Source organism: Pseudoduganella sp. GW821-FHT11H04 (genome assembly GCF_058807935.1).
This window is the reverse complement of the sequence record NZ_JBXARE010000005.1, coordinates 283,369-308,986: the sequence shown is the minus strand read 5'-3', so window position 1 is coordinate 308,986 and position 25,618 is coordinate 283,369. Positions and strand designations below refer to the sequence as shown.

30 protein-coding genes are annotated in these 25,618 nt (G+C 61.1%); 11 read left to right on the top strand and 19 right to left on the bottom strand.

What is annotated here, in order from left to right:
• Window positions 1-86 precede the first annotated feature (86 nt).
• Window positions 87-863 (top strand): substrate-binding periplasmic protein, encoded by a 777-nt coding sequence (locus tag AC1RTP_RS14385; RefSeq protein ID WP_498608305.1) that lies wholly within the window; start codon window positions 87-89, stop codon window positions 861-863.
• Here AC1RTP_RS14385 and AC1RTP_RS14380 read toward each other — a convergent pair.
• From AC1RTP_RS14380 to AC1RTP_RS14345, 8 genes are all read right to left on the bottom strand, one after another.
• On the bottom strand, window positions 860-1,285 hold the full coding sequence (locus tag AC1RTP_RS14380) for a DUF6691 family protein (protein ID WP_498608304.1): 426 nt from the start codon (window positions 1,283-1,285) through the stop codon (window positions 860-862). The two genes, AC1RTP_RS14385 and AC1RTP_RS14380, sit on opposite strands and share 4 nt — an antisense overlap.
• Complete coding sequence (locus tag AC1RTP_RS14375; RefSeq protein ID WP_498608303.1) at window positions 1,282-1,695, bottom strand: YeeE/YedE family protein; 414 nt, start codon at window positions 1,693-1,695, stop codon at window positions 1,282-1,284. The genes AC1RTP_RS14380 and AC1RTP_RS14375 overlap by 4 nt, the downstream gene beginning before the upstream one ends.
• Before the next feature lie 5 nt (window positions 1,696-1,700).
• Window positions 1,701-2,006 carry a metalloregulator ArsR/SmtB family transcription factor gene (locus tag AC1RTP_RS14370; RefSeq protein ID WP_498608302.1) on the bottom strand — a complete coding sequence of 102 codons (306 nt, stop codon included), beginning with the start codon at window positions 2,004-2,006 and terminating at the stop codon, window positions 1,701-1,703.
• Between the two features lie 76 nt (window positions 2,007-2,082).
• On the bottom strand, window positions 2,083-3,318 hold the full coding sequence (locus AC1RTP_RS14365; protein ID WP_498608301.1) for a polyhydroxyalkanoate depolymerase: 1,236 nt from the start codon (window positions 3,316-3,318) through the stop codon (window positions 2,083-2,085).
• 209 nt (window positions 3,319-3,527) lie between these two features.
• Window positions 3,528-4,595: an NAD(P)/FAD-dependent oxidoreductase gene (locus AC1RTP_RS14360; protein ID WP_057261782.1), complete on the bottom strand. Its 1,068-nt coding sequence runs from the start codon at window positions 4,593-4,595 to the stop codon at window positions 3,528-3,530.
• Window positions 4,596-4,689: 94 nt separating this feature from the next.
• On the bottom strand, window positions 4,690-5,013 hold the full coding sequence (gene fdxA, locus AC1RTP_RS14355; protein ID WP_028100735.1) for a ferredoxin FdxA: 324 nt from the start codon (window positions 5,011-5,013) through the stop codon (window positions 4,690-4,692).
• A gap of 139 nt (window positions 5,014-5,152) precedes the next feature.
• Entirely contained in the window at window positions 5,153-5,431 is a 279-nt protein-coding gene (locus AC1RTP_RS14350; RefSeq protein WP_498608300.1) for a protealysin inhibitor emfourin, read from the bottom strand.
• Window positions 5,428-6,837, bottom strand: a complete 1,410-nt coding sequence (locus AC1RTP_RS14345; RefSeq protein WP_498608299.1) for a hypothetical protein — start codon at window positions 6,835-6,837, stop codon at window positions 5,428-5,430. The genes AC1RTP_RS14350 and AC1RTP_RS14345 overlap by 4 nt, the downstream gene beginning before the upstream one ends.
• 129 nt (window positions 6,838-6,966) lie before the next feature.
• On the opposite strand from AC1RTP_RS14345, the gene AC1RTP_RS14340 reads away from it, so the two are divergent.
• A complete protein-coding gene (locus AC1RTP_RS14340; RefSeq protein WP_498608298.1) occupies window positions 6,967-7,248 on the top strand; it encodes a polyhydroxyalkanoic acid system family protein in 282 nt (93 codons plus the stop codon).
• Here AC1RTP_RS14340 and AC1RTP_RS14335 read toward each other — a convergent pair.
• From AC1RTP_RS14335 to AC1RTP_RS14290, 10 genes are all read right to left on the bottom strand, one after another.
• The gene (locus AC1RTP_RS14335) at window positions 7,245-7,631 is read right to left on the bottom strand and encodes a DUF1801 domain-containing protein (RefSeq protein WP_498608297.1); all 387 of its coding nucleotides are present in this window, start codon (window positions 7,629-7,631) and stop codon (window positions 7,245-7,247) included. The two genes, AC1RTP_RS14340 and AC1RTP_RS14335, sit on opposite strands and share 4 nt — an antisense overlap.
• Window positions 7,628-8,206 (bottom strand): hypothetical protein, encoded by a 579-nt coding sequence (locus tag AC1RTP_RS14330; protein ID WP_498608296.1) that lies wholly within the window; start codon window positions 8,204-8,206, stop codon window positions 7,628-7,630. Before AC1RTP_RS14330 ends, AC1RTP_RS14335 begins: the two co-directional genes overlap by 4 nt.
• The gene (locus AC1RTP_RS14325; RefSeq protein ID WP_498608295.1) at window positions 8,203-9,120 is read right to left on the bottom strand and encodes a GNAT family N-acetyltransferase; all 918 of its coding nucleotides are present in this window, start codon (window positions 9,118-9,120) and stop codon (window positions 8,203-8,205) included. The genes AC1RTP_RS14330 and AC1RTP_RS14325 overlap by 4 nt, the downstream gene beginning before the upstream one ends.
• On the bottom strand, window positions 9,117-9,863 hold the full coding sequence (locus AC1RTP_RS14320; RefSeq protein ID WP_498608294.1) for a CPBP family intramembrane glutamic endopeptidase: 747 nt from the start codon (window positions 9,861-9,863) through the stop codon (window positions 9,117-9,119). Before AC1RTP_RS14320 ends, AC1RTP_RS14325 begins: the two co-directional genes overlap by 4 nt.
• 67 nt (window positions 9,864-9,930) lie before the next feature.
• A complete protein-coding gene (locus tag AC1RTP_RS14315; protein WP_498608293.1) occupies window positions 9,931-10,443 on the bottom strand; it encodes a DUF2867 domain-containing protein in 513 nt (170 codons plus the stop codon).
• On the bottom strand, window positions 10,422-10,766 hold the full coding sequence (locus AC1RTP_RS14310) for a hypothetical protein (RefSeq protein WP_498608292.1): 345 nt from the start codon (window positions 10,764-10,766) through the stop codon (window positions 10,422-10,424). Before AC1RTP_RS14310 ends, AC1RTP_RS14315 begins: the two co-directional genes overlap by 22 nt.
• Before the next feature lie 82 nt (window positions 10,767-10,848).
• Entirely contained in the window at window positions 10,849-11,100 is a 252-nt protein-coding gene (locus AC1RTP_RS14305; protein WP_028100729.1) for an acyl-CoA-binding protein, read from the bottom strand.
• 172 nt (window positions 11,101-11,272) lie between these two features.
• Complete coding sequence (locus AC1RTP_RS14300; protein ID WP_028100727.1) at window positions 11,273-11,560, bottom strand: HU family DNA-binding protein; 288 nt, start codon at window positions 11,558-11,560, stop codon at window positions 11,273-11,275.
• Between the two features lie 173 nt (window positions 11,561-11,733).
• Window positions 11,734-12,993: a hypothetical protein gene (locus AC1RTP_RS14295; RefSeq protein WP_498608291.1), complete on the bottom strand. Its 1,260-nt coding sequence runs from the start codon at window positions 12,991-12,993 to the stop codon at window positions 11,734-11,736.
• Window positions 12,994-13,097: 104 nt separating this feature from the next.
• Window positions 13,098-14,444, bottom strand: a complete 1,347-nt coding sequence (locus AC1RTP_RS14290; RefSeq protein ID WP_498608290.1) for a S8 family serine peptidase — start codon at window positions 14,442-14,444, stop codon at window positions 13,098-13,100.
• Between the two features lie 98 nt (window positions 14,445-14,542).
• On the opposite strand from AC1RTP_RS14290, the gene AC1RTP_RS14285 reads away from it, so the two are divergent.
• Both AC1RTP_RS14285 and AC1RTP_RS14280 read left to right on the top strand, forming a co-directional pair.
• On the top strand, window positions 14,543-15,043 hold the full coding sequence (locus tag AC1RTP_RS14285) for an RNA polymerase sigma factor (protein ID WP_498608289.1): 501 nt from the start codon (window positions 14,543-14,545) through the stop codon (window positions 15,041-15,043).
• On the top strand, window positions 15,040-15,798 hold the full coding sequence (locus tag AC1RTP_RS14280) for an anti-sigma factor family protein (RefSeq protein WP_498608288.1): 759 nt from the start codon (window positions 15,040-15,042) through the stop codon (window positions 15,796-15,798). Before AC1RTP_RS14285 ends, AC1RTP_RS14280 begins: the two co-directional genes overlap by 4 nt.
• 20 nt (window positions 15,799-15,818) lie before the next feature.
• Here the strand turns inward: AC1RTP_RS14280 and AC1RTP_RS14275 are convergent, their stop codons facing one another.
• Complete coding sequence (locus AC1RTP_RS14275) at window positions 15,819-16,175, bottom strand: FKBP-type peptidyl-prolyl cis-trans isomerase (RefSeq protein ID WP_155456440.1); 357 nt, start codon at window positions 16,173-16,175, stop codon at window positions 15,819-15,821.
• A gap of 141 nt (window positions 16,176-16,316) precedes the next feature.
• On the opposite strand from AC1RTP_RS14275, the gene AC1RTP_RS14270 reads away from it, so the two are divergent.
• The 7 genes from AC1RTP_RS14270 to AC1RTP_RS14240 all read left to right on the top strand — a co-directional run bounded on the left by AC1RTP_RS14270 (window position 16,317) and on the right by AC1RTP_RS14240 (window position 25,566).
• The gene (locus AC1RTP_RS14270; RefSeq protein ID WP_498608287.1) at window positions 16,317-17,285 is read left to right on the top strand and encodes a YVTN family beta-propeller repeat protein; all 969 of its coding nucleotides are present in this window, start codon (window positions 16,317-16,319) and stop codon (window positions 17,283-17,285) included.
• Entirely contained in the window at window positions 17,285-18,079 is a 795-nt protein-coding gene (locus AC1RTP_RS14265) for a polysaccharide deacetylase family protein (protein WP_498608286.1), read from the top strand. The genes AC1RTP_RS14270 and AC1RTP_RS14265 overlap by 1 nt, the downstream gene beginning before the upstream one ends.
• Window positions 18,076-19,041: a sterol desaturase family protein gene (locus tag AC1RTP_RS14260; protein ID WP_498608285.1), complete on the top strand. Its 966-nt coding sequence runs from the start codon at window positions 18,076-18,078 to the stop codon at window positions 19,039-19,041. Before AC1RTP_RS14265 ends, AC1RTP_RS14260 begins: the two co-directional genes overlap by 4 nt.
• A gap of 3 nt (window positions 19,042-19,044) precedes the next feature.
• On the top strand, window positions 19,045-19,872 hold the full coding sequence (locus AC1RTP_RS14255; protein ID WP_498608284.1) for an EI24 domain-containing protein: 828 nt from the start codon (window positions 19,045-19,047) through the stop codon (window positions 19,870-19,872).
• Window positions 19,857-20,642 carry a competence/damage-inducible protein A gene (locus AC1RTP_RS14250; protein ID WP_498608283.1) on the top strand — a complete coding sequence of 262 codons (786 nt, stop codon included), beginning with the start codon at window positions 19,857-19,859 and terminating at the stop codon, window positions 20,640-20,642. The genes AC1RTP_RS14255 and AC1RTP_RS14250 overlap by 16 nt, the downstream gene beginning before the upstream one ends.
• Before the next feature lie 312 nt (window positions 20,643-20,954).
• Window positions 20,955-24,155 carry a transglycosylase domain-containing protein gene (locus tag AC1RTP_RS14245; protein WP_498608282.1) on the top strand — a complete coding sequence of 1,067 codons (3,201 nt, stop codon included), beginning with the start codon at window positions 20,955-20,957 and terminating at the stop codon, window positions 24,153-24,155.
• Between the two features lie 115 nt (window positions 24,156-24,270).
• Window positions 24,271-25,566, top strand: coding sequence for a TAXI family TRAP transporter solute-binding subunit (locus tag AC1RTP_RS14240; protein ID WP_498608281.1), 1,296 nt, complete (start codon window positions 24,271-24,273; stop codon window positions 25,564-25,566).
• Window positions 25,567-25,618 lie beyond the last annotated feature (52 nt).

The following is a 25,618-nucleotide window of genomic DNA, read 5'->3' as shown; positions in this document are numbered from 1 at the left end:
ATCCAATATCTGCGCAGCCTGTGCGGAGATTGCCTTATGGCAACTTCTATGGGAACATATCGGATTCTTGTCCTGGATGGGGATCCATGCGCGTTTTGACGGTGATTGCTTGCGTACTTTGCTTGCTGTTCGTGCGGCAAGGCGTCGCCGTCGCCGCTCCCGCCGCCCACCTCGCATCGGATGAATGGCCGCCTTATGTGTCGGCAGCCTTGCCCGACAACGGGATGTCCGGCGCTTATGCGTCTGCAGTTTTCTCGCGGCTTGGCAGTGGGACGAAGATCGATTACTTCCCTTGGAAGCGTACTCTCGAAGTGGGCATGAATGATCCGCGCTATTCGGGATTGCTGGCGGTCTGGCGCACGCCGCAGCGTGAAGCGCAGTGCTATTTTTCTTCGCCGATCGGCGCCACCATGACGGTGCTGGCCTACCTCAAGGAAGCGCCTGTGATTGCTTCCGGCATGCGCGAGCTGCGTGATGCGCAGATCGGCACGGTGGCCGGGTATTCAAATGGCGAAGAATTCGATGGCCTGGTGCGACGCGGCGTGCTGCACGTGCAGGAAGGCGTCAACGACGAAACCAACCTGCGCAAGCTGCTAAGCAAACGCTTCGACGCAATGGTGATCGAGAAGCGCGTGCTGCGCCACCTGCTTTCCAGCCGCCGCTTCACGCGCGCTGAACGCGATCGCATCGCCTTCGCCGAAAACCTCTTCCACGAACGTACTGTCCACATCTGTTTCCAGCGCACGCCCGCCGGCCAGGCGCAACAACGCGCCTTCAACGAAGCCGCCCGCGACATCGACCTCCCGCGATTCGAACGCGACTACCTGCGCCACCTCGACACCGACCGCCCCACGGTCGATTAAGCTTTCGCGACTCTGCGTTTTTCCATTAGCTCGAAGACGGCCATCCCGGCCAGCATCGCGATGAAGAACAGCCACGGCTTGGCGCCGCCGCTGGCGAGCGAGGCGACTGCGGGGCCGGGGCAGTAGCCCGCGAGTCCCCAGCCGATGCCGAAGGTGAGGTTGCCCAGCACCAGGCGGCGGTCGATGTCGCGTTTGGTGGGGATGTTCATCGGGTTGCCCAGCATCGCGCGTTGGCGCTTGTTGGCGAAGCGGAAGGCGATGGTGCCGACCAGTAAGGCGCCTGCCATCACAAAGCCCAGCGATGGATCCCATTTTCCGGTCACGTCGAGGAAGCCGATAATTTTGGCGGGGTTGGTCATGCCGGAGATGACCAGGCCAAGGCCGAACAGCAGTCCGGCGAGCAGGGAGGCGAGGGCGTTCATGCCAGGCTCCTTGCGATGGCGACCGTCACAACGCCAGCTGCCATGAAGCACAGGGTCGCTACCAATGAACGTGGCGACAGGCGCGACAAGCCGCACACGCCGTGGCCGCTCGTGCAGCCGGACCCATATCGGGTGCCAACGCCGACCAGCAAGCCTGCGCCAATCAATGTGCCGGTGCCGGCATCCACCTGCACCGTAGGCAAGGCGGTAAAGAGGCTATACACCAACGGCGCTGCAATCAGACCGCCCAGGAAGGCCAGTCGCCAGGCGCTGTCGCCACCGTCGCGGCGTGTCAGCAAGCCGCCAAGGATGCCGCTGATGCCGGCAATGCGTCCACTAAGCAGCAACAGCATCGCCGTCGCCACGCCGATCAAGATGCCGCCTGCCAGCGGCGCGTAGTAAGCGCTCATTTTCCTCACTCCTTTGGACAGTAAAGTTTGTACAACACCTGCAGCACCGCCATCGCCTCGGCGCTGGCAATGCTGTAAAAAATCTGCTTCCCCTCGCGCCGTGTCGCGACCAGCTCACCGTTGCGCAGCACGGTCAGCTGCTGCGACAGCGTTGGCTGCCCAACGCCAGTTGCGGCCTCCAGCTCGCCCACCGAATGTTCGCCCTGCACCAGCTGGCAAAGCAGCAGCAGGCGGTCCTGGTTGGACAGCGTTTTCAGTAGCCCGGATGCGCGGCCTGCGGCAGCCTGCAAAGCAACGGGATCAATCTTCATAATATATAAAAAAGTATATTGTGTGCCGAAATAAAAGCCGGGCACTAAGACCCGGCCGGCAACAGGGCAGTGGCCCTTAGCCGTGTTTTTTAATGAAGGCTGCGATGCGTGGGCATACGGTCTCGCGCCAGCGGCGGCCGGAGAAGATGCCGTAGTGGCCGGCGCCCGGCACCACGAAGTCTTCCTGCATATCGGCCGGAATGCCGGAGCACAGGTCGTGCGCAGCCTGGGTCTGGCCGGCGCCGGAGATGTCATCCAATTCGCCTTCCACCGTCATCAGCGCCACGTTCGTGATGTCCTGCGGACGCACGAAGACGCCATCCACTTCCCAAGTGCCTTGCGGCAGGCGGAATTCCTGGAACACGGTCTTGATCGTGTCGAGGTAATACTCGGCCGGCATGTCCAGCACTGCGTTGTACTCGTCGTAGAACTTGCGATGCGATTCCGCCGGTTCATCGTCGCCGCGCACCAGGTGCATGTAGAACTCACGGTGCGATTGTGCGTGGCGGCCCGGGTTCATGGCGATAAAGCCAGCGTGCTGCAGGAAGCCTGGATATACCTGGCGGCCAAAGCCTGGATAGTTAGGCGGCACTGCGTAGATCACGGTGTTTTCGAACCAGGAGAACTTCTTCTCCACGGCCAGGTTGTTCACCTGGGTTGGCGATCTGCGCGGATCGATCGGGCCGCCCATCATGGTCATGGTCTTCGGCAGCTTTGGATCCTTGGCAGTGGCCATCAGCGAAATGGCGGCCATCACCGGCACAGTCGGCTGGCAGACGGAAATCACATGCAGGTCCGGGCCGAGGGCGCGGATGAATTCCTGCACATACTTCACGTAGTCGTTCAGGTGGAACGGGCCTTCAGACTGCGGCACGAGACGGGCATCGATCCAATCGGTGATGTACACATCGTGTTCAGACAACAGGGCTTGCACGGTGTCGCGCAGCAGGGTCGCATGGTGGCCGGACAGCGGCGCCACCAGCAGCACGGTCGGCTGCTTCAGCGCCTTGAACTCCTTCTCGCTCATATCCTTGCGGAAGTGAAGCAGTTTGCAGAAAGGTTTGTTCTCGACGACGCGTTCGATGATGTGGACAGTCTTGCCGTTGACAGTCGCATGCTTGATGTCGAACTCCGGCTTCTCATACTCCTTGCCGAGTCGGTACATCAATTCGTAGCCCGCTGCGATACGCTGCGAGAACGGGGTATGTGCCAGCGGGGATACCGGATTGGTAAACAGCTTGGACGAGGCTTCGGCCCACTGCATGAGTGGATGCAGGAGCGAGCGTTGCATTTCGTGCAATTGGTAAAGCATAGTATGTCCCGCTGAAAATTGTGGCAATGCGCAAAAGTTGGTTCAATTATAGGCCATTTATACATGACCTACAGCATTCCGCAGTACCTCTCAGAAAGTACATAAACATCGGCTAAGCCGTCATGATTCCAACATAATACGTGCACGAAAACAAAAAAAGCAGCGTTTCCGCTGCTTTTTTGTAGGATCGGTCCGAAGAATCGGTCGGATCAGTCGAACACCGGGGTTTCCACGCCCAGAACCTTGTGGAGTTTTGGCGACGTGGTGGTGTATTGCATGTGGATCTTCTTGTCAGGGAAGATATATGGTGCAGCGCCGAAAGCGGCCAGAGCGGCTTCGTGGAAGCCCGACAGGATCAGCTTTTTCTTACCTGGGTAAGTGTTGATGTCGCCCACGGCGAAGATGCCCGGCACATTGGTTTCGAACTTCTCGGTCGACACAACTTTCAGCTGTTTACGCTCGATATCCAGGCCCCACTCGGCGATTGGGCCCAGCTTTGGCGACAGGCCGTAGAACACCAGCAGCATGTCCAGAGGCACGCGGCGGGTTACGCCGTCGGCGCCGGTCACGCGCAGTTCGGACAGCTTGTCGTCCTTGGTTTCGATACCCGACACCTGGCCGACGATCAGCTGCATTTCGTATTCGTCGCACAGCTGCTTCATCTTGGCGACGGAGGCTGGCGCAGCGCGGAAGTCTTCACGGCGGTGCAGCAGCACCACGGATTCGGCCTTGCCGACGAAGTTCAGTGCCCAGTCCAGAGCGGAGTCGCCGCCGCCGCAGATAACCAGGTTCTTGCCTTCGAACTGAGCCGGGTTCTTCACGCGGTAGAACAGCTGCGAGCCTTCGAAGGCTTCGATGCCGTCAACCTTCATGGTGCGCGGCTGGAACGAACCCACGCCGGCAGCGATGAAGATGGTCTTGGTGATGAACTTGGTGCCCAGCGACGTTTCGACGTCGAAACGGCCGTCTTCGCGCTTTTGTACGACGGTCACTTCCTGGCCCAGGTGGTAGGTCGCGCCGAACGGTTCGATCTGCTTCAGCAGGCCGTCGGTCAGTTCCTGGCCGGTGCACGATGGAATGGCTGGAATGTCGTAGATCGGCTTGTCCGGGTACAGTTCCACGCACTGGCCGCCGACGGCGCTCAGGGAGTCGATCACGTGGGCTTTGATCTCCAGCAGGCCGAGTTCGAAGACCTGGAACAGGCCAACTGGGCCGGCGCCGATGATCACTGCATCGGTCTCGTGGAGACCGCCTGGTGGGGTGCTGACGACGTTCATAATGATTCTCATTCCATCTGAATAAGCGAACACCGCGTCAGGCGCGGTGTTGCACGTTAAATAACAGGCTGCTCGAAGCGGACTAAGCTGTGGCTTAGCGCTTCAGCAAGTGGGCCTTTTCCTTGACGTCCTTGAACTGCTCGGCTTCCGGCAGGGCAGGCTTGGTCTTGGTGATAGAAGGCCAGTTGCGCGACAAGTCAGCATTGATCTTGATGTATTGCTGCTGGTCGGACGGCACGTCTTCCTCGGCGAAAATAGCGTTGACCGGGCATTCGGCAACGCACACGGCGCAGTCGATGCACTCGTCTGGGTCAATGGCCAGGAAATTCGGGCCTTCGCGGAAGCAATCTACCGGGCAAACATCGACGCAGTCGGTATAGCGGCAGGCGATGCAGGATTCGGTGACAACGTGGGTCATAACAGTCCTATCTATATTGGAGCGCTGGGAAAAGCTCAGCAAAGCACTGTATTTTAAGGCAATCCGCTATTTCTCACAATTCGGACTTAGACACAATCTAAATAAGCAAATTCGTGGCGCGCCTCTAACAATCTTGCTTTTAGGCGGCTGAGCGGATCAAATCGAGCAGATTTTGCCAGGGCGGGGCTCCCGTCTCGACAAAGCTTAAGCTATGTCGTCGCCGGCCGTCATCGGCTGTGATAGTCCAATGGCCCAAATCGGCGCCGATTTGCGTGGCTGGGCCTTCGCTGGATGCGAAAAAACCACTGGAGGCGAGGGCCGCCTCCAGCGCCGGACCGGCTGGGCTTATCTGCGTGTCAACTTCAAAGTGCTGGCTCAGGCCGGCAAAGCCGCCCCCGCCGGTCGCGGTGATCTTCATTTTTCGACAATAAGCTCCCCATGACGTGTGCTGTAATTTTTGCACCAGGCCGCCAGTGCCTGGCGCTCGGCATCGAGCACGCCCTCCATATCGAAGTATTCGGCGTGGTTCATGGTGCCACAGCAGCCGCGCCGGTCCTGGCGGGCGCCGGGCGCATCTTCGACCATCGGTGGCAGTTCCAGGTTTTGCGGCTGGTCGTCGGTCAGCGGCACCGGTGATACCACCACCTCGCGCAGCGCGAAGCGGTTGCGGATGAAGTTGGCGTAATCGACTGGCTTGCCATCTTCCTGGGCGATGCGCAGCATCTGGTTCACCACGTCGGCGAACTTGGCGTTTGCGTCCGGTGCGGCAACCAGCGCGCGCAGCACCAGGCTGCACAGGTAGCCGCCCACGCTGTGCAACACGGCGGCATCGTCGCGCAGGCCAGGTGCGCGTTCGAAGGCGAAGAGGTCGGCCAGGATGTCATAGATGGCGCCAGTGAATACCTGTGAAATCGCGTGTACCTCGTTGCCGGTTTCGGACAGCTTGAGGTCGTTGTCGGCATTGCGCAGGCCGTTCGGCCGACCCAGCGCCAGGCCGAATTGTTCCGCCATATCGGCCAGGAAGGTCTTGTCGTGCAGGTCGGCCTTGGTTTGCGCGATCACCGCTTCCACCTGGTCCAGCTGGGACAGGGCGACAAAGATCGCGGTCAGGTCGCCGAAGGATTCATGCAGGCCGCCGGTCTGCGGCGGCGCGTTGTTCTGGATCCACTTCGGCTTCAGGCCATCCAGCACGGCGTGTCCTGTTTCATGCGACACGATATCGAAGGAGCGGCAGGTGAAGATGCGGTCCACCGATCCGTTCGCCACGAAGTCGCCAAACTTCAGCGCCCGGTCGCTGCGGCTGTAATAAGCGTTCATCACATTCGGCAGGCCATGCGGGAATACCTGCAGCGGATCGGTGTTGCTGCTGCCGTTCCAGGCCCAGGGCAGGGGCGCGCCATGGTCGGCGCGCGAGAGCACGCGCTGGTACATGGTCAGCGTCATGCGCACCACGGCGAAGGCGTGCACCGCATCGAATTGGTCGGTATTTGGCGACATGATGAAGTCGCCGAAGGCATTCGGGCTCACCGGCGCAATGCCGGGCTGGCCGGAGGCGATGCGGGCATCGCGGGGCCCTGCCAGGATCACGCCGGGCAGAAAAATCTTGCGGGCGCCGATCTCGTTGACGGAAGGATCCTGCTTCCAGATCAGCACGCGGGCGCCGGCGGGCGGCGCCGCGGCGGCGCGCGTCGGCAAAGCGGTTTCTTTCAGGCGTGGCAGGCTTGGCTGCTGCAGCAGCTGTACCGACTTGCGATGCGCACGGTACGGGGCGGATGGCGTCGGCACAAAGCTGACAGGCAAAGTCATGCACATATTCTCATCCATGTTCACTCTCCCAAGGGCGGTTGAATAATCATGGTTACCCTGTCGGCGGCATCGCCCTTTGATCCAGCACAAACAAGCGTGCGTTAAAATAGCACCCTTTGTTTATTTTGAAAGCAGAGTAGGGAAGGCATGGCCGACATTAACATCACCCAGGCCCACAACCTGGAACCGGCGCAAGCACGCGCCGCAGCAGAACAAGTAGCCCAACGAATCGCCAAGGAATTCGATCTCGCCTGTCAATGGCATGGCGACACCCTGAAATTCGGCCGCAGCGGCGTGGAAGGCACGCTGACCCTGGCCGAGAGCGCGGCCCATATGAATATCAAGCTTGGCTTCCTGATGGGCGCCTTTAAGAGCGCGATTGAGGGCAAGGTCGCTGAGAAGATGCGCTCGGTATTCGCCGCCGCTTAAGCAGCTTTGGTGGGATCGCCCACCGTCTCATTCAACGCCACCGCCGCGCGCACCAGCTCCAGCACGGTCGCGCGGTCGAGTGGCGTACCTTGCCGCAGTTCCAGCGTACGTAACTCGTATTTGCCGCCGCCTGTCATGCGCGGCTCGATGTGCAGCAGGCGCTTGCCGCGCCAGAATCCGAACAGCACGCGTTCTTCCTCTGCCCGGATCAGCAAGACGGGGCCCTTCGAAAAGTAGACCAGGTGCGTCCACTTGATGCGCTCCTCCAGTTTGGGCGCCGCTTCCTTCACCGCTTCGCGCAGTGCCGCAACGAACTCGCGCTGCCAGCCGGCCAGCGCCGCGACATATGCATCCGGACTTGACGCTGGAATTGTCTTCTTCAATTCTGCAGCTCCTTCATCAGCGAAGTAGCGGATTCGCAGGCTGGATCTTCTTCGTCAAACCTGCATGCCTTTTTAAGCGCCTCCACGGCACGGTCTCTATTGAGTGGATCGCTTTTATCCTTGCTCAAAATAAGGCCATACATTGCGCATCCCCATGCATCGTTTTCGGCGCAGGTGCGCGCGAACGTGCGTGCCTGGCAGCTTTGCGTGCTCACCGTCGCAGGCGGTTTCGGCATCATTCCCGCGGCGCGATTGGTGCAGCCCGATGCAATACCGAGCTTACAGGCACGCTGGAACAGGATTTCCGGTTCCTTATCGGTTTCCGCCACCGTCGCCTGGAGCGCTATTGCCGCCCAATAGCAATATTCGCCTTTACCGCTCGCACAAGCAGCCACGCACGCACGCTTGCCGGCTGGCGCTTCGCATTGCGCGCGTACTCCGCTGGTGTACTGTTGCGCGCCGGTGGGCGCAAACAGGTCGGCCGGACACTTCTCCAGGTCTTTAGCCCAGTCCACCGGACCTGCCCAAGCCGTCGGCAAAGCTAAGCACAGTAGCAGGATGATGAGTCTTTTCATTTTTCCTCCAGGAAGCGGTGCAGGACGTAGGCATCCACCAGCCCAAGTTCGCGGTGGCGGAAAGCTTGCGGCAAGGTGCCGGCGATATTGAAGCCCAGCTTGCGGTAAAGCGCTATTGCAGGCGCATTGGTGCTGACCACATAGTTGAACTGCATCGCCAGGAAACCTTCTTGTCGCGCCTGCGCCAAGCTATGTTCGACCAGCGCGCGCCCAATTCCTTTGCCTTGTGCTCGCGTTGCTACTGCATAGGTCGCGCTGGCGACATGGGCGCCGTGGTCGGGGTAGTTGGAGCCCATTTTATACATGCCGACCAGCTCGCCTCCGCTTTCTGCCACGTAAGCCGGATGGTTGCTGAACCAGTGCAGTTGGAACGTGGACTTCTCAAATCCTTGCCCAAATGGGAAGGCGTCGCCGCCGACTAGCAGGGGCTGGAAAGCAGCCCACATCGCATCGAGGTCGCAGTGTTCGGCGCGGCGGATACGGGTCGTGCTGCGCTCCAGGCGGAAATAAGCATCGACGCTGTTCGCCTTCTCCTCGCGCTGCCAGCCCTGGGCGCGGTAGAAGCGGTCGGCACGCGTGTTGGCGGCGGTTGATAGTTTGATCGCCGGTGCGCCTTGCGCGAACAGCCAGTCGGTGGCAAGCCGCAGCAAACGCTTGCCTGCGCCGAGCCCTTCATGGCCCGGTTCGACGAACAAGGCCCAGATCGAATTGTCTTCGCTCGCGGCGTACGAAAAGCCAATCACAACGCCTTCGCGCTCGCACACCCAACCCCGGCCACTGCATTCAAGGTAATCCTCGTACATCTGCTGCGTGATGCGCGCTGGATTGGACAGGGCGTTTTCGCGTACCTCCAGGCGGATCTTGCTCATCGCGGGAATATCGGCAGCCGTCGCGCGGCGGAAATCAAGAGTCATGCGTTCCAGATAAAGGCAAAAATATACGCGTTCATGGTGGCGTTAAAGGCTGCGTGCGCCGCGACTGCCGGCCACACCGCGCCAGCTTTCTTGCGTAGCCAGGCGAAGCCGATCGACAGGCCGACCATCAGCAGGAGCCACATCGGCGCCGACCTCCAGAGCAAAGTCATGCCAGCCGCAGTCACCAGCAAGCCGTGATGGATCAGGTGTGCCGCGCCGAACCATCCGGCTTCAATCAACGTAGAAGTCCGAGCGCTGAAACGCGTCTCAAGTGCCCGCTGCAGCACGCCACGGAAGAAGATCTCTTCGCCAAAGGGACTGAACAAAATGCCGGGGATGGTGAAAATCAAATAGAGCTGCCACGTTTCCAGCCCCGGCGTCGGTTGCGCGCGGAAGCTGTTCGCCACGCTGACGTACCAGTTATCCGCGCCTGCGCCGAACAAGCCATAGCCGACCAGGTGGCATACGCTGGCCGCCGCCACGCCAAACGCCAGCACACCTGCATACATCGCCAGCGACCCGCCGCGTCGAATGCCGGCTGCCTGCCGTCCTTCACGCGTCAGCAGCAGCCACGGCGTGGCAATCATGAACAGGCAATGAATAAAGAACAGCGGCCTCCAGGCCACTGGGCCATACATGGAAGCGGCGCGCAGCACAGTGAACGCAAGGCCAAGAAGGACGGCCCGCTGCAGCAAGGAATTTGAGATGGTGGAACCCGGAATGGCTGCTACCTGATTGCTCATGTAGATGCTGGTGGTGGCTTATAAAAAACGCAACTCTAGCATAGTTGTTTCAGAAACGCGTGCGGCCCTAAGTCGCTATCCTCTTCAGCATCGTTCTGACGATGATCTTGTGCAGCGGCGCAACCGGCAGCATATAAAGGCGCCCAAGCCAGTTATGCACATGGACCACCGTGGCGACACTTACCGTGCCTTGCGGCGCTTTGCAGATGGATAGCACCACGTCGAGGTGCTTGTCGGAGTCGCCAAGCAGCACTTCGTCGGGCGACAGGTAAAGCAGGGAAAAGATTCCAACGCGGTCGCCGACGCGATATTCAGACGCCTGCTTGCCGGCGCCAAGCGCGCCAAGGTGGCCCAGGTTTTTCAGGCCGACCAGGCCGACCATCCAATTGCGCATCGCCATAAGCCGATTCACCCAGCCCGGCGTTTGATGCACAACGTGCAAATAGGTCTCCAGTGCGGAAGCACCGGCGTCGGGCGCTGTAATCTGGTAGCAATCGTGGAAGTACGCACCCGGCAGGCGCAAGCTCGCCTGGCTGCCTTCCGGCGGGGTGGATTCGATTACTTGCGCAGCAGTGCCCACAGCGAATAGCCGCCAGCTGCGGTACCGATAGGGAAGTTAAACAGCGAGATCACGCTGAAGATGATCAGGAAGGTGCGGCCAACCTGCGAGCCGTTCAGGTATGCCACGGCGGACGCGATTTGCGCTGCGCCGTACACCACAAAGATCCCGACGATGAACAGGCCAAGGCCGGCGATCGGGCCGAGGAAGGGAACCTCGAACTGCTGCAGGAAAACCAGGCCGGTAAAGAAAAGCGTGAAGAAGAGCAGCGACAACAGGAGGAAACCTCCCATGATGATGTGGAGGATCGCGGCGATCTTGCAGTGATTGTCCTGGATTTGCATGTTAGTGTTTTTGCAAAAACACTAGTGTGCAGCGAGGCGGGGAGTTTGGCAAGGGCCGCGGATCGCGCGGCCCCAGGAGGGATTACTTCAGGCTTTCGATCAGGTCGATGTACTGCTGTTTGGCGTCGTCCTGGCTGGTGCCGGCCAGTGCCGCCCAGGCGTCGAACTTGGCTCGGTTGACGAAATCGGTCATGCCTGGACGCTCGCCGGTTGCGTCGCCTGCGGAGCCTTGCTTGAACAGGGCGTAGATCTTCAGCAGGGTCATATTGTCTGGGCGTTCCGGCAGGTTCTTGGAATCGGCCATCGCTTGGTCAAATTGTTCTTGCAGGCTCATGATATATACCTTTGTATAGGTGGTGTGTGATGGCGCCATCATACAAAAGAAAGCCCGTCAAGCTTAGAGGATAGGCTCCAATCCTCGGTGCGGCGCACAATAAAAAACGGCGGTTCAAGACAAGCCGGTTTGGCCAGTCTTGAACCGCCGTTCTGGCGGTCTGCCGGAAGAATTACTTCTTCTTGGTTGGGTTCACAGCGGCTTTCAGGGTCGCGCCAGCCGAGAACTTAGGGGTCTTGGATGCAGCGATTTTGATCGCTTCGCCGGTTGCTGGATTGCGGCCTTTACGAGCGGCGCGCTTGGCGACGGAGAAGGTGCCGAAACCGGTGATGCCGACGGTGTCGCCCTTTTTCAGACGCTCGGTAACAATCGCGATCAGGGTGTTAATTGCTTCGTTAGCGGCCGCGCCGGACATTTCGGTACGCTTCGCAAATTCTGCAATCAGTTCGCCTTTTTTCATTACTACCTCCTTGGTTAATGGAGCGCGCAGATTAGCACATTAATTGAAAAAAGTGTGTACCCTTTTTTGAAGAAGACCATATAGTGACTGGCTCGCTACGAAACTGGGGCGAAAAATGGGTGGAAAAGTTGGATAGTTTAAGCTTTTCCACCGCATCGCCCCAGCCTGGTGCATCACTGTGCGGAGCCTTCAACGGCGGTGTTTTTGCCTGCTTGGGCGTTAAAACCGGCGTTCACATTGGCGTTGGCGTTGGCGCTTTTCGCCGAATGCTGCGGTGCGGCCTGGCTGCTGCTTTGGGCGGTCTTGCTGCCGCTGGCGGAACCGTTTGCCGCGCCGTTTGCCGAACCATTTGCGGTGGCGTTGGCGTTGCGTTTAGCGCCATGGTTGGCGTTTGCGTGGGCCGCGCCATTGCCGCTGCCGTTGGCCGAGCCGCTGGCGCCGGAACGGCTTGCATTCGCATTCGCATTGCCGTTCGAGCTGCCATCGGCACCGGCGCCGACCGAGTTTGCACCGCGTGCCAGGCTGGCGCCCAGGCCGGAGGAACCGTTCGAATTGCCGGACGCGGAACCGGACTTCTCGCTGCCTTTGCTGCTGTTTGCCGCGCCGTTCGCAGCGCCATCCGCGTTGCCGCTGGCCGTGCCGGCGCCGCGCTTCAGCTGCGAACCAAGGCCGGAGACGCCTGCCAGGCCGGATGTCGAGCCGTTGCCAGCACCGTTAGCCGCGCCGTTTCCTGCACCATTTGCAGCGCCGTTCGAAGCGGAGTTTGCCGCGCCATTAGCCGCGCCATTCGCTGCGCCGTCTACGCTGCCGCCGGCCGTGCCGGCATTGCGAGCGACCTTGCCGCCGAGGGTAGAAGCGCCGGCGACGCCATTAGCTAAGCCGCCTTGCGTGCCGTTTGCCGCACCGTTTGCAGCACCATTTGCTGCGCCATCAGCATTGCCGCCCGCGGCACCAGCGCCGCGAGTGAGTTGTGCGCCAAGGCTGGAAGCACCGGCTGCATCACCGGCCAGATTGCCGGCCATACCGTTTGCCGCAGCGTTGCCGGCGCCGTCGGCATTCCCGCCAGCGTTGCGCGACAAGTTACCAGTCAGGTTGGCCGCACCGCTTGCTGCGCCGCTGGCATCCAGTCCGCGCTGGGTAGCGTTGTTGGCAGCCGAATCCGCAGCGGCTGTACGGGATGCGGTAGCAGACGCATTGCCAGCCGCGTTGCCAGCGACATCCGCCCCGGCGCGGGTGCCGCGCATTGCGCTGCCGGCGATATCACCGCCCATGCCGCCGCGCATACCGCCCATGCCGCCGCCGAATGCACCGCCGATGCCGCCACCGATATTGCCACCCAGGGCGCCGCCCAATGGGCCGGCTTGGGCGATGGATGCGGCGCTGGCAGCAACGATAAAGGCGGCGCGGATGATGGTTGCGATCTTGGTTTTCATATCAGTTCTCCTTGTACATGCCGCGGGAAATCCGCCGCTTTCATACAGAGAACGAGCCGGAAGCAGGATTTCTTCCATCCATCCGAAAAAATATTTAATTTTTTTCAGTGGAAGGCGGAAGGGGGGATGCGGAGGTTTTCGCCGACCACGCCACGGCCGGTGCCGTCGCCGGCGGAAGCGGCGCTGGCTGCCAGGGCGGAAACGGCTTCCGTTGCCAGCGAAGGAGAGGGGGAGGCCAGTTTTGGCGCCAGCAGCGCCGCAACGAGTGGCGAAGCGAAACTCGTTCCGCGCACAAGCTTATATGGTGGCGTACCGATGGCCGCAGCTGCCATCTGGCTGCCCGGTGCTGCGAACATTACTTGCGGCCCGCGCGCGGCTTCCGGCAGCGGCTTGCGTTTCGGGTCGACGCCGGTCACGCCTATCACGCCGGGATAACTGGCGGGATATAAAGGAGGTGCGTTCGGGCCGTCGTTGCCGACAGCCGCCACCAGCAAATGGCCGCGCGCCACCATGGCCTGCACAACGCGGCCCAGCATCTGGTTGGGCGGGCCGACCAGGCTGATATTGATGACGCCGACCTGCTCCTTGGCCAACCAGGCGAGGGCCTGCACGATCTGGCTGGCAGATCCGCCGGTCGGCTCGTCGCAATAAATATCTGCGGCGTACAGTTTCGCCCCCGGGGTGGCGCCGCTGAAGCGTTCTGACTTGCCGATCATGAGCGCGCCTACCGCAGTTCCGTGCGGGGCGGGATGGGCCACGTCGCCGCAGCCCCAGCGCACGATGCGGGCGTTTTCGAATACCTCGTGGCGGGTATCGACGCCGCTGTCGACCAGGCCGACGCGCATGTCGCCGCCTGCCGGTGCGGGAGTCGGAGTTCGCGCGGCGGGCGCGCTCGACGTAGCATCGGCGGTCGCGGAATCAGCGCCTATATAAATGTGGTCGAAGTCGTAGGCCCCGTCCGGATCGGCCACGCGCAGGGCGGACAGCGCATCCGCCGTGGACACGCCATCCGGCACACGGAAGGTCACCAGCGTTTGCCCGACCTCGGGCATCTCCTGCCGGCTGGCGACGACAAGACCCGCCCTGGCGGCCGCCGAAAGCCCCGCGGCGGAGGGCGACCACGCCAGAATCTCCCTCCGCACGATGGGAAAGCCCAAAGGATCGCGCTCCAGTTGCGCTGGATGCCGTTGCAGCAAATCGTTCGCAGTCAGCACCCGCAACTGGTCGAGCGCCACTTTCTTTGGCAGTTCGGCGGTATCCAGCAGCCGCTCGCGCAGGCGGTCGCGCAAGCCAGTATCGCCGAAGCGGGACAAACCGCCTCCTGGCAGCTGTGGCAATCCCGGCAAGCTAATTTGTGCCGCCGCCGGCCCCGCAATCGCCAGCAGGCCAAGGGCGGTCAACAGGCAGCGGCAAGTACGCAACAGGGAAGAAGTCGGGCGCAAGGTTGGCATGGTCGGATGATAATATAGGCTATCAAGGTATCTATTCTGTATTAACGATGGAAAGTGGGAAGAAAATCCCATCCCCGTACGTTATCCCCATATGAATAATGGACAACGATAACGCCCTGCACGAGGAAATCGCCACACTGCTGCCGCGACTGCGGCGTTTTGCCCGCACTTTGGCCTGGCACCGCGAAGATGCGGACGACCTGGTCCAACTGTCGGTGGAGCGCGCGATATTGCACAGCAGCTCTTACCAGGCCGGTACCCGGCTGGACAGCTGGTTGTTCCGCATCATTAAGAATGCCTGGATCGACGAATTGCGCTCCCGCACCCGCCGTAGCGAGCTGTTTGCGCCGGAGGAAGAGGGGCAACACGTGGGCGACGATTTTGCCGAAGCCCACCAGCAAAGAATGGCGGTGCAAAAAGCCGTCAGCCTGTTGAGCGAAGAGCACCGCTTGGTAGTCGGCCTGGTACTGGTAGAAGGCTTGCCTTATAAAGATGCGGCCGAGGTGCTGGAGATCCCAGTCGGCACCCTGACCAGCCGGCTGGCGCGCGCCCGCACCGCGTTGCAAGAACTGTTATCGGAACAAGCGAGGACGGTATGAAGAGTTTTTCCGACGAAACCCTGATGGCTTATGCCGACGGCGAACTGGACGAGGCAACCCGCCGTGCGGTGGAGGAAGCCATGCATAAGGATGCTGCCTTGGCGCGCCGGGTCGCCCAGCACAAGGCCATGCGCAACGATGTATTTGCCGCTTTTGCCCCGGTGGCGGAAGAGGCGGTGCCGCCAAGGCTGGCGCAGCCGCTGCGCCAGGCCACGGTGGTCAGCCTGGATTCCGTGCGCGCCCGGCGCGAGGCGGAGCAGCAGGCAGCCCGCAAGGCCAGCCGCAGCCGTCACTGGTCGTGGCCGGAGTGGGGTGCTTTGGCCGCCATGCTGATGGTGGGCGTGATGGCGGGCCATTACGGCCTGGGCATGCTACCGGTTGAAAACGGCGAAACCGTGGCCAGCCGCGATGGCATGCTGGTGGCGCAGGGTCGCCTGGCGTCCGCACTTGACCAGCAACTGGGCGGCAACGGCGGCCCGGTACGCATCGGCACCAGCTTCCTGGCACAGGACAATAGCTACTGCCGCAGCTTCACCACGGCGCAGGACATGTCGGGCCTGGCCTGCAAGCAGGGCGGCGCATGGAAGGTGCAGCTGGCGGTGCAGGGCCAGGGCAAGTCGCAGCAGGGGGATTTCAGGCAGGCCGGGTCGGAGATGCCGGCGCCGGTATTGGACGCGATCGACCAGCGTATCGCCGGCCAACCGTTCGATGCGAAAGCGGAGCAGGAGGCTGTGCAGCGCAAGTGGCAGCGCTAGCCTCCTCCCGCAAGGGCTGATTAAACGCCCAGCAGTTCCACGTCGAAGATCAGGGTGGCGTTCGGAGGGATCACGCCGCCGGCGCCGCGCGAGCCGTAGCCCAGCTCAGCCGGGATGATCAGTTGGCGGGTGCCGCCGATTTTCATGCCTTGCACGCCTTCGTCCCAGCCGCGGATCACCATGCCGGCGCCCAGGGCGAATTCGAACGGGTCGTTGCGATCTTTGGAAGAATCGAATTTCGGGCCCTTGCTGCCGTCGTCGTTACGCAGCCAGCCGGTGTAGTGAACGGTGACGTTCTGGCCAGCTTTGGCTTCGGCGCCGTCGCCAACCTTGATGTCGTCGTATTGCAGGCCGGATGCGGTAGTGATGATAGTCATTTGGATTCCTTAGAAATGTGGGACTTAGGCCGCGATTGTAGTGCATTCGAGCCGGATATCCCCTAAATGTTGTCGGCAATAACTAACTAGATGAAGTTTGACCGTAAAATAGGGGCTGGCTTAACCAATAAGCGAGTTTTCATGTTCCGCAGTATCCGTAGCGCAGTAGTTTTATTTGGTTTGCTGGCCGGTGTTCAGTCCGCCCAGGCAAACGTTGTCGTCGTGCTCAATTCACGCGACGCCACGGTCCAGTTGCTGGACCAGGGCAGCTACAAGAGCCTGCAGACCTTCCCGGTGGGCAAAGAGCCCCACCACCTGATGGCCACTCCCGATAACAAGTCGCTGATTGTAGCCAGCGCCGTGGGCAATGAACTGGTATTCCTGGATCCGGTCTCCGGCCAGGTGCAGCGCCACGTCAAGGATATCCTCGATCCCTACCAGATCGGTTTTTCGCCGGACCAGAAATGGTTCGTCGCGACTTCGCTGCGCCTGCACCGTCTGGATATCTATTCTTACAACGGCAAGGACCTGACCCTGGCCAAGCGCGTGCCGCTGCCGAAGCTGCCAAGCCACGTGGCCTTTGATGCCAAGAGCACCACGGTCTTCGTTACCCAGCAGGGCAGCGACCAGGTCAGCGCCATCGACCTGAAGACCCAGAACGTGCTGTGGACTATCCCGGTCGGCAAGCTGCCGGCGGGTATCGCCATGACGCCGGATGATAAATACCTGCTGGTCGGCATCATGGGCAGCGATTACGTCGAGGTGATCGACTGGCGCAGCCAGAAGACCGTCAAGCGCATCAAGGCCGGCGCCGGCACCCACAATTTCCGCGCGCTGGGCGATGGCCGCTACACCTATGTGTCGAACCGTGTTTCGAACACGATCAACATCATCGACCAGAAAACGCTGGAAAACGTCGGCACCATCGACGTGCCGGGCGGTCCGGACTGCATGGAAATCACGGCCGACAAGAAGTATATGTGGGCGACCCTGCGCTGGATTAAGAAAGTGGCAGTGATCGACCTGCAGCAGAAAAAGGTCGTCAAGATGATTCCGGTCGGCCGTTCGCCGCACGGCGTTTTCTTCGCCAACTCGTCGGCGCGAATGTAATGAACACCGCAGCGCCCGCCCGCACCGCGCCGCTCGCCGCCCGCGTGCTGGCGCTGGCTGCGCTCCTGCCCCTGGCGGCCGGGGCGTCCGCACCGCAGTGCCACGGCACGATCTACCTCACCTTCGACACCGGCAGCCAGTCGCAGGCGGAGCTGATCGCGTCCGTCCTGGCACGGCAAAACGTCAAAGCCACCTTCTTCCTGGCCAACGAAAAAACCGTCAAAGGCGATTATTCGCTCGACCCGGCTTGGGCTGGCTACTGGCGCGCCCGCGTCGCCGAGGGCCATGCCTTCGGCACCCACACCTTCGACCATACTTACCTGGTGCGCGACGCGGCGAACGGCAAGATCACGGTCAAGCCGCAATTCGGCTCCCATGCCGGCAAGACCCAGGACTGGACGCCGCAGCAGTATTGCGACGAACTACGCCGCGTGGATTCCCGCTTCAAGGAATTGACCGGCAAGCCGCTTGACCCGTTCTGGCGCGCTCCCGGCGGCAAAACCAGCCCGCGTACGCTGGCTGCTGGCAAAGCCTGCGGCTACCAGCACGCAGCCTGGGCCAAGCCAGCCGGTTTCTCCGGCGACGAACTGCCGGTCGAACGCGCCTCCAACGCCGTATTGCTGAAAGGCGCGCTGGACGGCCTGCGCGACGGCGACATCTTCATGGCCCACATGGGCATCTGGTCGCGCAAGGACCCTTGGGCGCCGGCCAACCTGGAACCGCTGATTGAAGGCCTCAAGCAGAAAGGCCTCTGCTTCGCCACCCTGAGAGAACACCCGGACTACCGCAAATGATTCAATTTTTCCTCGACCTGCTGGGCCAGGCCCAGGGCTGGCTATTCGAGAACGCCATCCAGCCGGTCATTTATTACACCGGCATGGGCGACATTACCGAAGAAGCTTTCGAAGGCACGGAATGGCTGCTGATCGGCCTGGCCGAGCTGCTGCTGATCTTCCTGGTCCTGCGCCCGCTGGAAGCCGCCATCCCTGTGCACCAGTTCACCGACAAGCGCGCCCGCTGGAATGACTTTACCTACACCGTGATCCAGCGCCTGGGCCTGATCCCGCTGGCGCTGTTCTTCACGCTCGACCCGGTGATGGACGCCATTGCCGGCGCCCTGCGCATGGAAGGCGTGCGGCCCTTCAACCTGGAAAACCTGGTCACGGATATGCACCCGCTGGCCAGCTTCGCCATCTACCTGCTGGTACTGGACTTTGCCGATTACTGGTTCCACCGCGCCCAGCACAAGTTCAACTGGTGGTGGGGCCTGCACAGCCTGCACCACAGCCAGCAGAACATGAACTTGTGGAGCGACGACCGCAACCACCTGCTGGACGACCTGCTGCGCGATATCGTGATGGCGGTGCTGGCGCTGGCCATCGGCGTGCCGCCAGGCCAGTACGTGCTGCTCGTATCGCTTTCGCGTATTGTGCAAAGCCTGCAGCACGCCAATGTTCGTATACACTTCGGCGCCATCGGCGAGCGATTGCTGGTGTCGCCCCGCTACCACCGCATGCACCATGCCATTGGCGTCGGCCATGAATCGAAAGGGAAGGGCACGCTGGGTGGTTGCAATTTCGCCGTACTGTTCCCAATTTGGGACATTATCTTCCGCACCGCGAATTTCACGCCGCGCTTCGAAACGACCGGCGTGCGCGACCAGCTGGAAGGCCGCGACTATGGCCGCGGCTTCTGGGCTCAGCAATGGCTGGGTGTGAAGCGGATGTTTGAATACATGAAAAAGAAACCGAGTTAATTAATGCGCGCAGTTATCAATGCATACGGCAGGGCCCTGCTGTCCCAGTTCCACGGCAAGATTTTATTGCTGAGTATTGTTCCTTTCATTTTGTCAGTCGCTCTGTGGGCGCTGCTGCTGGGCTTTGGCCTGCAGCCACTGCTGGACTGGCTGCATGGCCACTTCGTCGAATTCGAGATGTACCGCGTCACCTCCGACTGGCTGGCATCGCTCGGCTTGGGCGGTTTGCGTTCAATCGTGGTGCCGCTGTTTGCGCTGCTCCTGCTGTTGCCGTTGATGATCGTGACCGCCATGATCTTCATCGGCGTGGCCGCCATGCCCTTCGTCGTGCGCCACGTCGGCGGAAGGCATTTCCCGCAGCTGGAAAAGAAGAAGGGCGGCTCCATATTTGGCAGCGTGATCAAGGCCCTGGGCGCTTTCGGCATCTTCGTGGTGGCCTGGTTCTTCATCCTGCCGATGTATATCTTCCCGCCGCTGGCCGGGCTGGCGACGGTGCTGCTGTGGGGCTGGCTGACCAGCCGCGTGATGAGCTACGACGCGCTGGCCGATTACGCCAGCGCCGAAGAACTGGATACGCTGCAGCGCCAACATCGCTGGCCGCTGATGTCGATCGGCGTTGTTTCCGGCCTGGCCGGCTCGCTGCCGGCCCTGGTCTGGGTGGGCGGAGCGGCTGCCGCCATCGCCTTCTTCCCGATTCTGCTGGCCGCCTCGATCTGGGTGTATATCGTAATATTCATCTTCACCGGTTTGTGGTTTGAATACTATTGCCTGCAAGCGCTGGCGCAGTTGCGCCACGCTCCATTCGAGGAAAGCCTATGCCAATCGGATTGATCATCATCGGCGACGAAATCCTGTCCGGCAAACGCGTCGACCAGCATTTCCCCAAAGTGGTGCAGTTGCTGTCCGCACGCGGCCTGCAACTGGGCTGGGCGGAATTCCTGGGCGACGACCGTGAACGCATCACCGCCACGCTGAAGCGCACCTTTGCCAGCGGCGATATTGTGTTCTCCTGCGGCGGCATTGGCGCCACGCCCGACGACCACACCCGCCAGGCCGCGGCGGCCGCGCTGGGCTTGCCACTGGCGATGCATGAAGGCGCCAAGGAAAGCATCCAGCAGCGCGTACGCCAGTTGGCCGAAGAAAAAGGCGAGGCGCCCAACCTCACTTCCGCGGAACACTTGCAGCGCCTGCAGATGGCCGAATTCCCGCAAGGCTCGGCGCTTATTCCAAATCCGTATAACGGCGTCGCCGGATTCGCGCACGGCACGCATTACTTCGTGCCCGGCTTCCCGGTGATGGCATGGCCGATGATCGAATGGGTGCTCGATACGCACTATGCGGACCTGTTCAACCGTGAGCCGCGCGCTGAGCAATCGGTGCTAGTGTACGAATCAGCGGAAGCCGCATTGACGCCGTTGATGCTGGCGCTGGAAGCAGCCTGGCCGCGCATCAAAGTCTTCAGCCTGCCAAGCGTGGGCGACGCCAATAACCGGCGCCACATCGAGCTTGGCGTGAAAGGCGATCCGGCCCAATGCGAAGCAGCCTTTGCCCATATGTGCCGCGAACTCGATTCCTTGAATGTGGAGTACGTGAAGCCCTGAATCCACAGTGTGAAAAGGGTATTAACAGCTCTTGCAACGGCGCTCATTTTCGGTATGATGCGCCGTTGTTTTTTTGCGAAACTGATACGCGAAGTTTAAATATTTTGCGAGTTGCCCCGTGCACCGCACGCCGTTGTGGTGCAATGGTAATCATGCAGAAATACTCTGCGTGTATTGTCCGGTTTGAACACTATGTTAAGCAATCGTCGTTTTCGCCGGCCCCGTGTTGTCGTACGTGCGGTGCGCAAAATGCGCGCTGGTGCGGCAGCGATTGGATATGGCGGCAGCAGGCGGCGTTTGCGCTCGGTACCTATGCCTTCCCAACAAGATCACGAATCAAGCTCTTTCGAACCTACCGAGCCCGCACCACCACCGCCTTCCGAACCCAAGAAGGGTAAGCGATCGCGGAATGCACTCATCGTGCTGATACTGGTGTTGCTGACGGTGGCTGGTTTCTGGGGCTACCACGAAATCCGCACCTCGACGATGCAGGCGCGCGTCTTCACGGACCTGGTCGGTAAGCTGACCTTTAAAGTGGAGCCGGGCCCCAGCAAGTCGATCCGCTTCCCGCACGACAGTCCTTACGACGAACGTCTCGGCTACGCCAACTTGCCCGATTACCTGGACAAGCTGAAAGCCCGCGACTACGAAGTCACTTCGCAGGCGCGTTTCTCGCCGAAGATGGTGGAGTTGAGCGATATGGGCATCTTCGCGACCTATCGCGAAAAGACCCGCACCGGCCTGTCGATTTTCGACTGCCGCCAGGAGCCGCTGTTCACCGCGAGCTATCCGGAGCGCATTTACGGCAGCTTCCAGCAAACGCCGCAAGCCCTGGTGCATAGCCTGCTGTTCATTGAAAACCGCGAGTTGCTCGATAACAAATACCCGAAACGCAATCCGGCGGTGGAATGGGATCGCCTTTCGAAAGCGATTTTCGAAAAATCCATGAGCGCCGTGGGCGGTGGCGGACACCGTGCCGCCGGCGGTTCCACGCTGGCCACGCAGATCGAGAAATACCGTCACTCGCCGGAAGGCCGCACCGGTTCGATGAAGGACAAGCTGCAGCAGATGATTTCCGCTTCGCTGCGCGCTTACCAGCAGGGCGAGGACACCACCAAGGTGCGCCACCAGATCGTGGTCGATTACCTCAATACCGTGCCGCTGTCGGCCAAACCGGGCTATGGCGAGGTGAATGGTATCGGCGACGGCATGTGGGTCTGGTACGGCCGCGACTTCGATGAAGTACGCCGCCTCCTGGGCGGCAAGATGGACCAGCCTGGCAGCGCACTGGCCTTCAAGGAAGCGCTGTCGCTGCTGATCGCGCAGCGCCGCCCAAGCTACTATCTGGGCGAGGGCGACCAGGACCTGGAAGTGCTGGCCAATAGCCACCTGCGCCTGCTCGCCAGCGCCGGCATCATCACACCGCAATTCCGCGACGCTGCCCTGAAAGAGAAGCTGCACCCGGCCAAAGGCAATGGCTTGCAGGCCGCGCCGCCGATGACTTATGTGACCAAGAAAGCGTCCAACGCGGTGCGCGTGCACCTGGCCAACCTGCTGGGCGACAACCGCATGTACAACCTGGACCGCCTGGACCTGTCGGTGAACACCACGCTCGATGCGCAAACCCAGAAGACCGTCACCGCCATGCTGCGTCAGCTGCGCGAACCGGAGACCGCCGTGCAGGCTGGCCTGACAGGCAGGGGCATGCTGGGCAACGGCGACCCGGCCAATGTGGTGTACAGCTTCACGCTGCTGGAACGCGGCGAGCACGCCAACTACCTGCGGGTGCAGACCGATAACTACGACCAGCCGCTCGATATCAACGAAGGCGCCAAGCTGGACCTGGGTTCCACCGCCAAGCTGCGCACCCTGGTCACTTATATGGACATCGTCGACCAGCTGCACAAGAAGTACGCCGAGATGGAAGTGGCGGACCTGAAGAAGGTGAGCGTCGACCAGCGCGACCGCCTGACTGTCTGGGGTCTCGAATACCTGATCGCCACGCCGAAGGACAAGCGCGACTTGCCTGCAATGCTGCAGGCGGCGCTGGAGCGCAAGTATTCGGCCAATCCGGGCGAGGGCTTCTTCACCGGCGGCGGCCTGCATTACTTCGGCAACTTCAGCAAGGATGACGACTTCAAGATCATGACCGTGCGCGAAGCGCTGCGCCGCTCCACCAACCTGGTGTTCGTGCGCCTGATGCGCGATGTGGTCAAGTACTACTCCTTCCAGATGCCTGGTTCTTCGCAGACCCTGCTGACCGACGCCGACGATCCGCGCCGCGCCGCTTACCTGGCGCGCTTCGCCGACAAGGAAGGCAAGGAGTTCCTATACCGCTTCTATGCCAAGTACAAAGGCAAGAAAGCCTCGGAACTGGACGGCATCCTGCTCGATACGATTCGCCCGACGCCGGTGCGCCTGGCGAATATCCACCGCAGCGTGTATCCGAACGCGACGCTGGCGCAGTTCAGCAAATTCGTGAACGACAACCTGAAGGTGCAGAACGACGTGCCGGACGACCGCCTGGCCAAGATGTACGAGCAGTACGCGATCGATCAATGGAGCCTGGCTGACCGCGGCTACCTCGCAACTGTGCATCCGCTTGAATTGTGGATGGTGGCCTACCTGCACCAGAACGAAGGCGCATCGCTGGCGGACGTCGTGGCGGCTTCCGAGAAAGAGCGCCAGGAAGTCTACCAGTGGCTGTTCAAGACCCACCGCAAGCACGCACAGGACAAACGCATTGCAGGCTTGCTGGAGATGGAGTCCTTCATGGGCATCCATCGCCAGTGGAAGAAGATGGGGTATCCGTTCGACTCGCTGGTGCCTTCTTATGCGACCACGCTGGGCGCTTCGGCTGACCGTCCCGCGGCGCTGGCGGAGATGATGGGCATTATCATCAACGGCGGCGTGCGCAAGACTACGCAGCGTATCGAGTCGCTGCATTTCGCGGCTGGCACGCCTTACGAAACCTCGGTGGCGCGCAATAAGTCGACCACCAATGAGCAGGTGCTGACGCCGGAAGTCGCGCGCGCAGTGGCCGATGCGATTCGTGAAGTGGTGTCGGATGGTACGGCGCGGCGCGTCAAGGCGGCCTTTGTTGGCGCTGATGGCAAGATCATTCCTGTGGGCGGCAAGACCGGCACCGGCGACCAGCGCTTCGACGTGTTTGCAGCCGGCGGGCGCTTGATCGAATCGCGCTACGTGAACCGGTCGGCGACCTTTGTGTTCAATATCGGCGAGCGGTTCTTTGGTTCGATGACGGCATATGTGCATGGGCCGGAATCGAAGAATTACGACTTCACCTCCGCGCTGCCGGTGCAGTTGCTGACGGTGCTGGCGCCTTCGCTGATGCCGTTGATCGAGCCGAATCAGCAGAGGGCGGCGCCAGTGGTCACGGCCATGGCTGCCGGCTCCCCGATCGGCATCCAGTCCGTCACCACCGCGGCACTGGCAGCAGCCACCGCGGCAGCCGTTCCCGCCGCACCGCTGCGCGCCTGCGGCGCCCGCTGAAAACCGGTAAACCGATGCCTGACCCGCAGGGTCAGGCACCTCGTCACGCGGCGTTCGCAGGCCAAGTGTCTGACCCTGCGGGTCAGACACTGCACTACCGGTTTAAAATGCGTAAATGAAACTCATCAAGTTCACCCAATTCAGCCTGCGCGACCTGCTGGTCTCCTTCACCCCCACCGTCCTCTTGATCGCCGGCGCCTGCGCGCTGGCCTACTGGATCATCGACCCAACCCCACCGCGCGTAGTCAAGCTCTCCACCGGCCAGGAAAACAGCGCCTACGAAAACATCGGCAAGCGCTACGCCCAGGTGATGGCCAGATCCGGCATCAAAGTCACCCTGCAGGGAAGCCAGGGCTCGCAAGACAACCTGCAACGCCTGAACAAAGGCGAAACTGATTTCGCCTTCGTCCAAAGCGGCTCCACCAACGAAGCCGAAGCGGAACGCAAAGGCCTTGTTTCCCTGGGTAGCCTGTTCACCGAACCGCTGTGGCTATTCATGCGGGAAAAGAAAGCCGTCACCAGCCTGACCCACCTCAAAGGCAAGAAGATCAACCTCGGTCCAGAAGGCAGCGGCGTACCGCGCCTGTTCCGCCAGGTCCTGCAAATCAACGGCATCGAAGCGAAGGACATCAAAGCCAGCGACCTGGAAAACACCCCCGCCACGGTGGAACTGCTGGAAGGCCGCATCGACGCCCTGGTCTTCGCCGCCGCGCCTGATGATCCCCTGATCCAGATGCTGCTGATGACGCCCGGGATCAAGCTGTTCAACTTCACCCAAGCCGAAGCCTACACGCGCCGCCTGCCATTCCTGACCCACGTCACGCTGCCGCGCGGTATCGTCGATCTGGGCCGCGACATGCCGTCCCACGACTACCACCTGATCGCCCCGACCGCCACCCTGGTAGCGCGCGACGATCTGCATCCAGCGCTGATGGACCTGTTCGTGCAAGCGGCCAGCAATATCCACAGCGGCGCAGGCTGGTTCCAGCAGCAAGGCCAATTCCCATCGCCTCGCTATACCGAAATCCCCGTTGCACACGAAGCGGCCAAGTTCTACAAAGACGGCCCACCATTCCTGCAACGCTATATGCCCTTTTGGCTCGCCAACCTGTTCGACCGCTTGTGGGTGGTGGTGCTGGCCACCGGCGCGCTGATCCTGCCGCTGTCGAAAGTCGTGCCGCCGCTGTATGTCTGGCGCATTCGCTCCCGCGTTTATCGCTGGTACGGCCAACTGCGCGCAGTAGAGCAGGGCGTCGACGAAGGCAAACCGCGCGAAGAACTGCTGCACCGCCTCGACCAGATCGAAGAGCGCGTAAATCGCCTTACCGTCCCTCTTTCGTTTGCGGATGAGTTCTACGGTCTGCGCAATCACATCGAATTTGTGCGCAATAAACTACGTACAAACACGTAAAAGTGTTGTGTTCGCGAGACCCCTAATTGACAGTTACTCATAATTGCCCCAA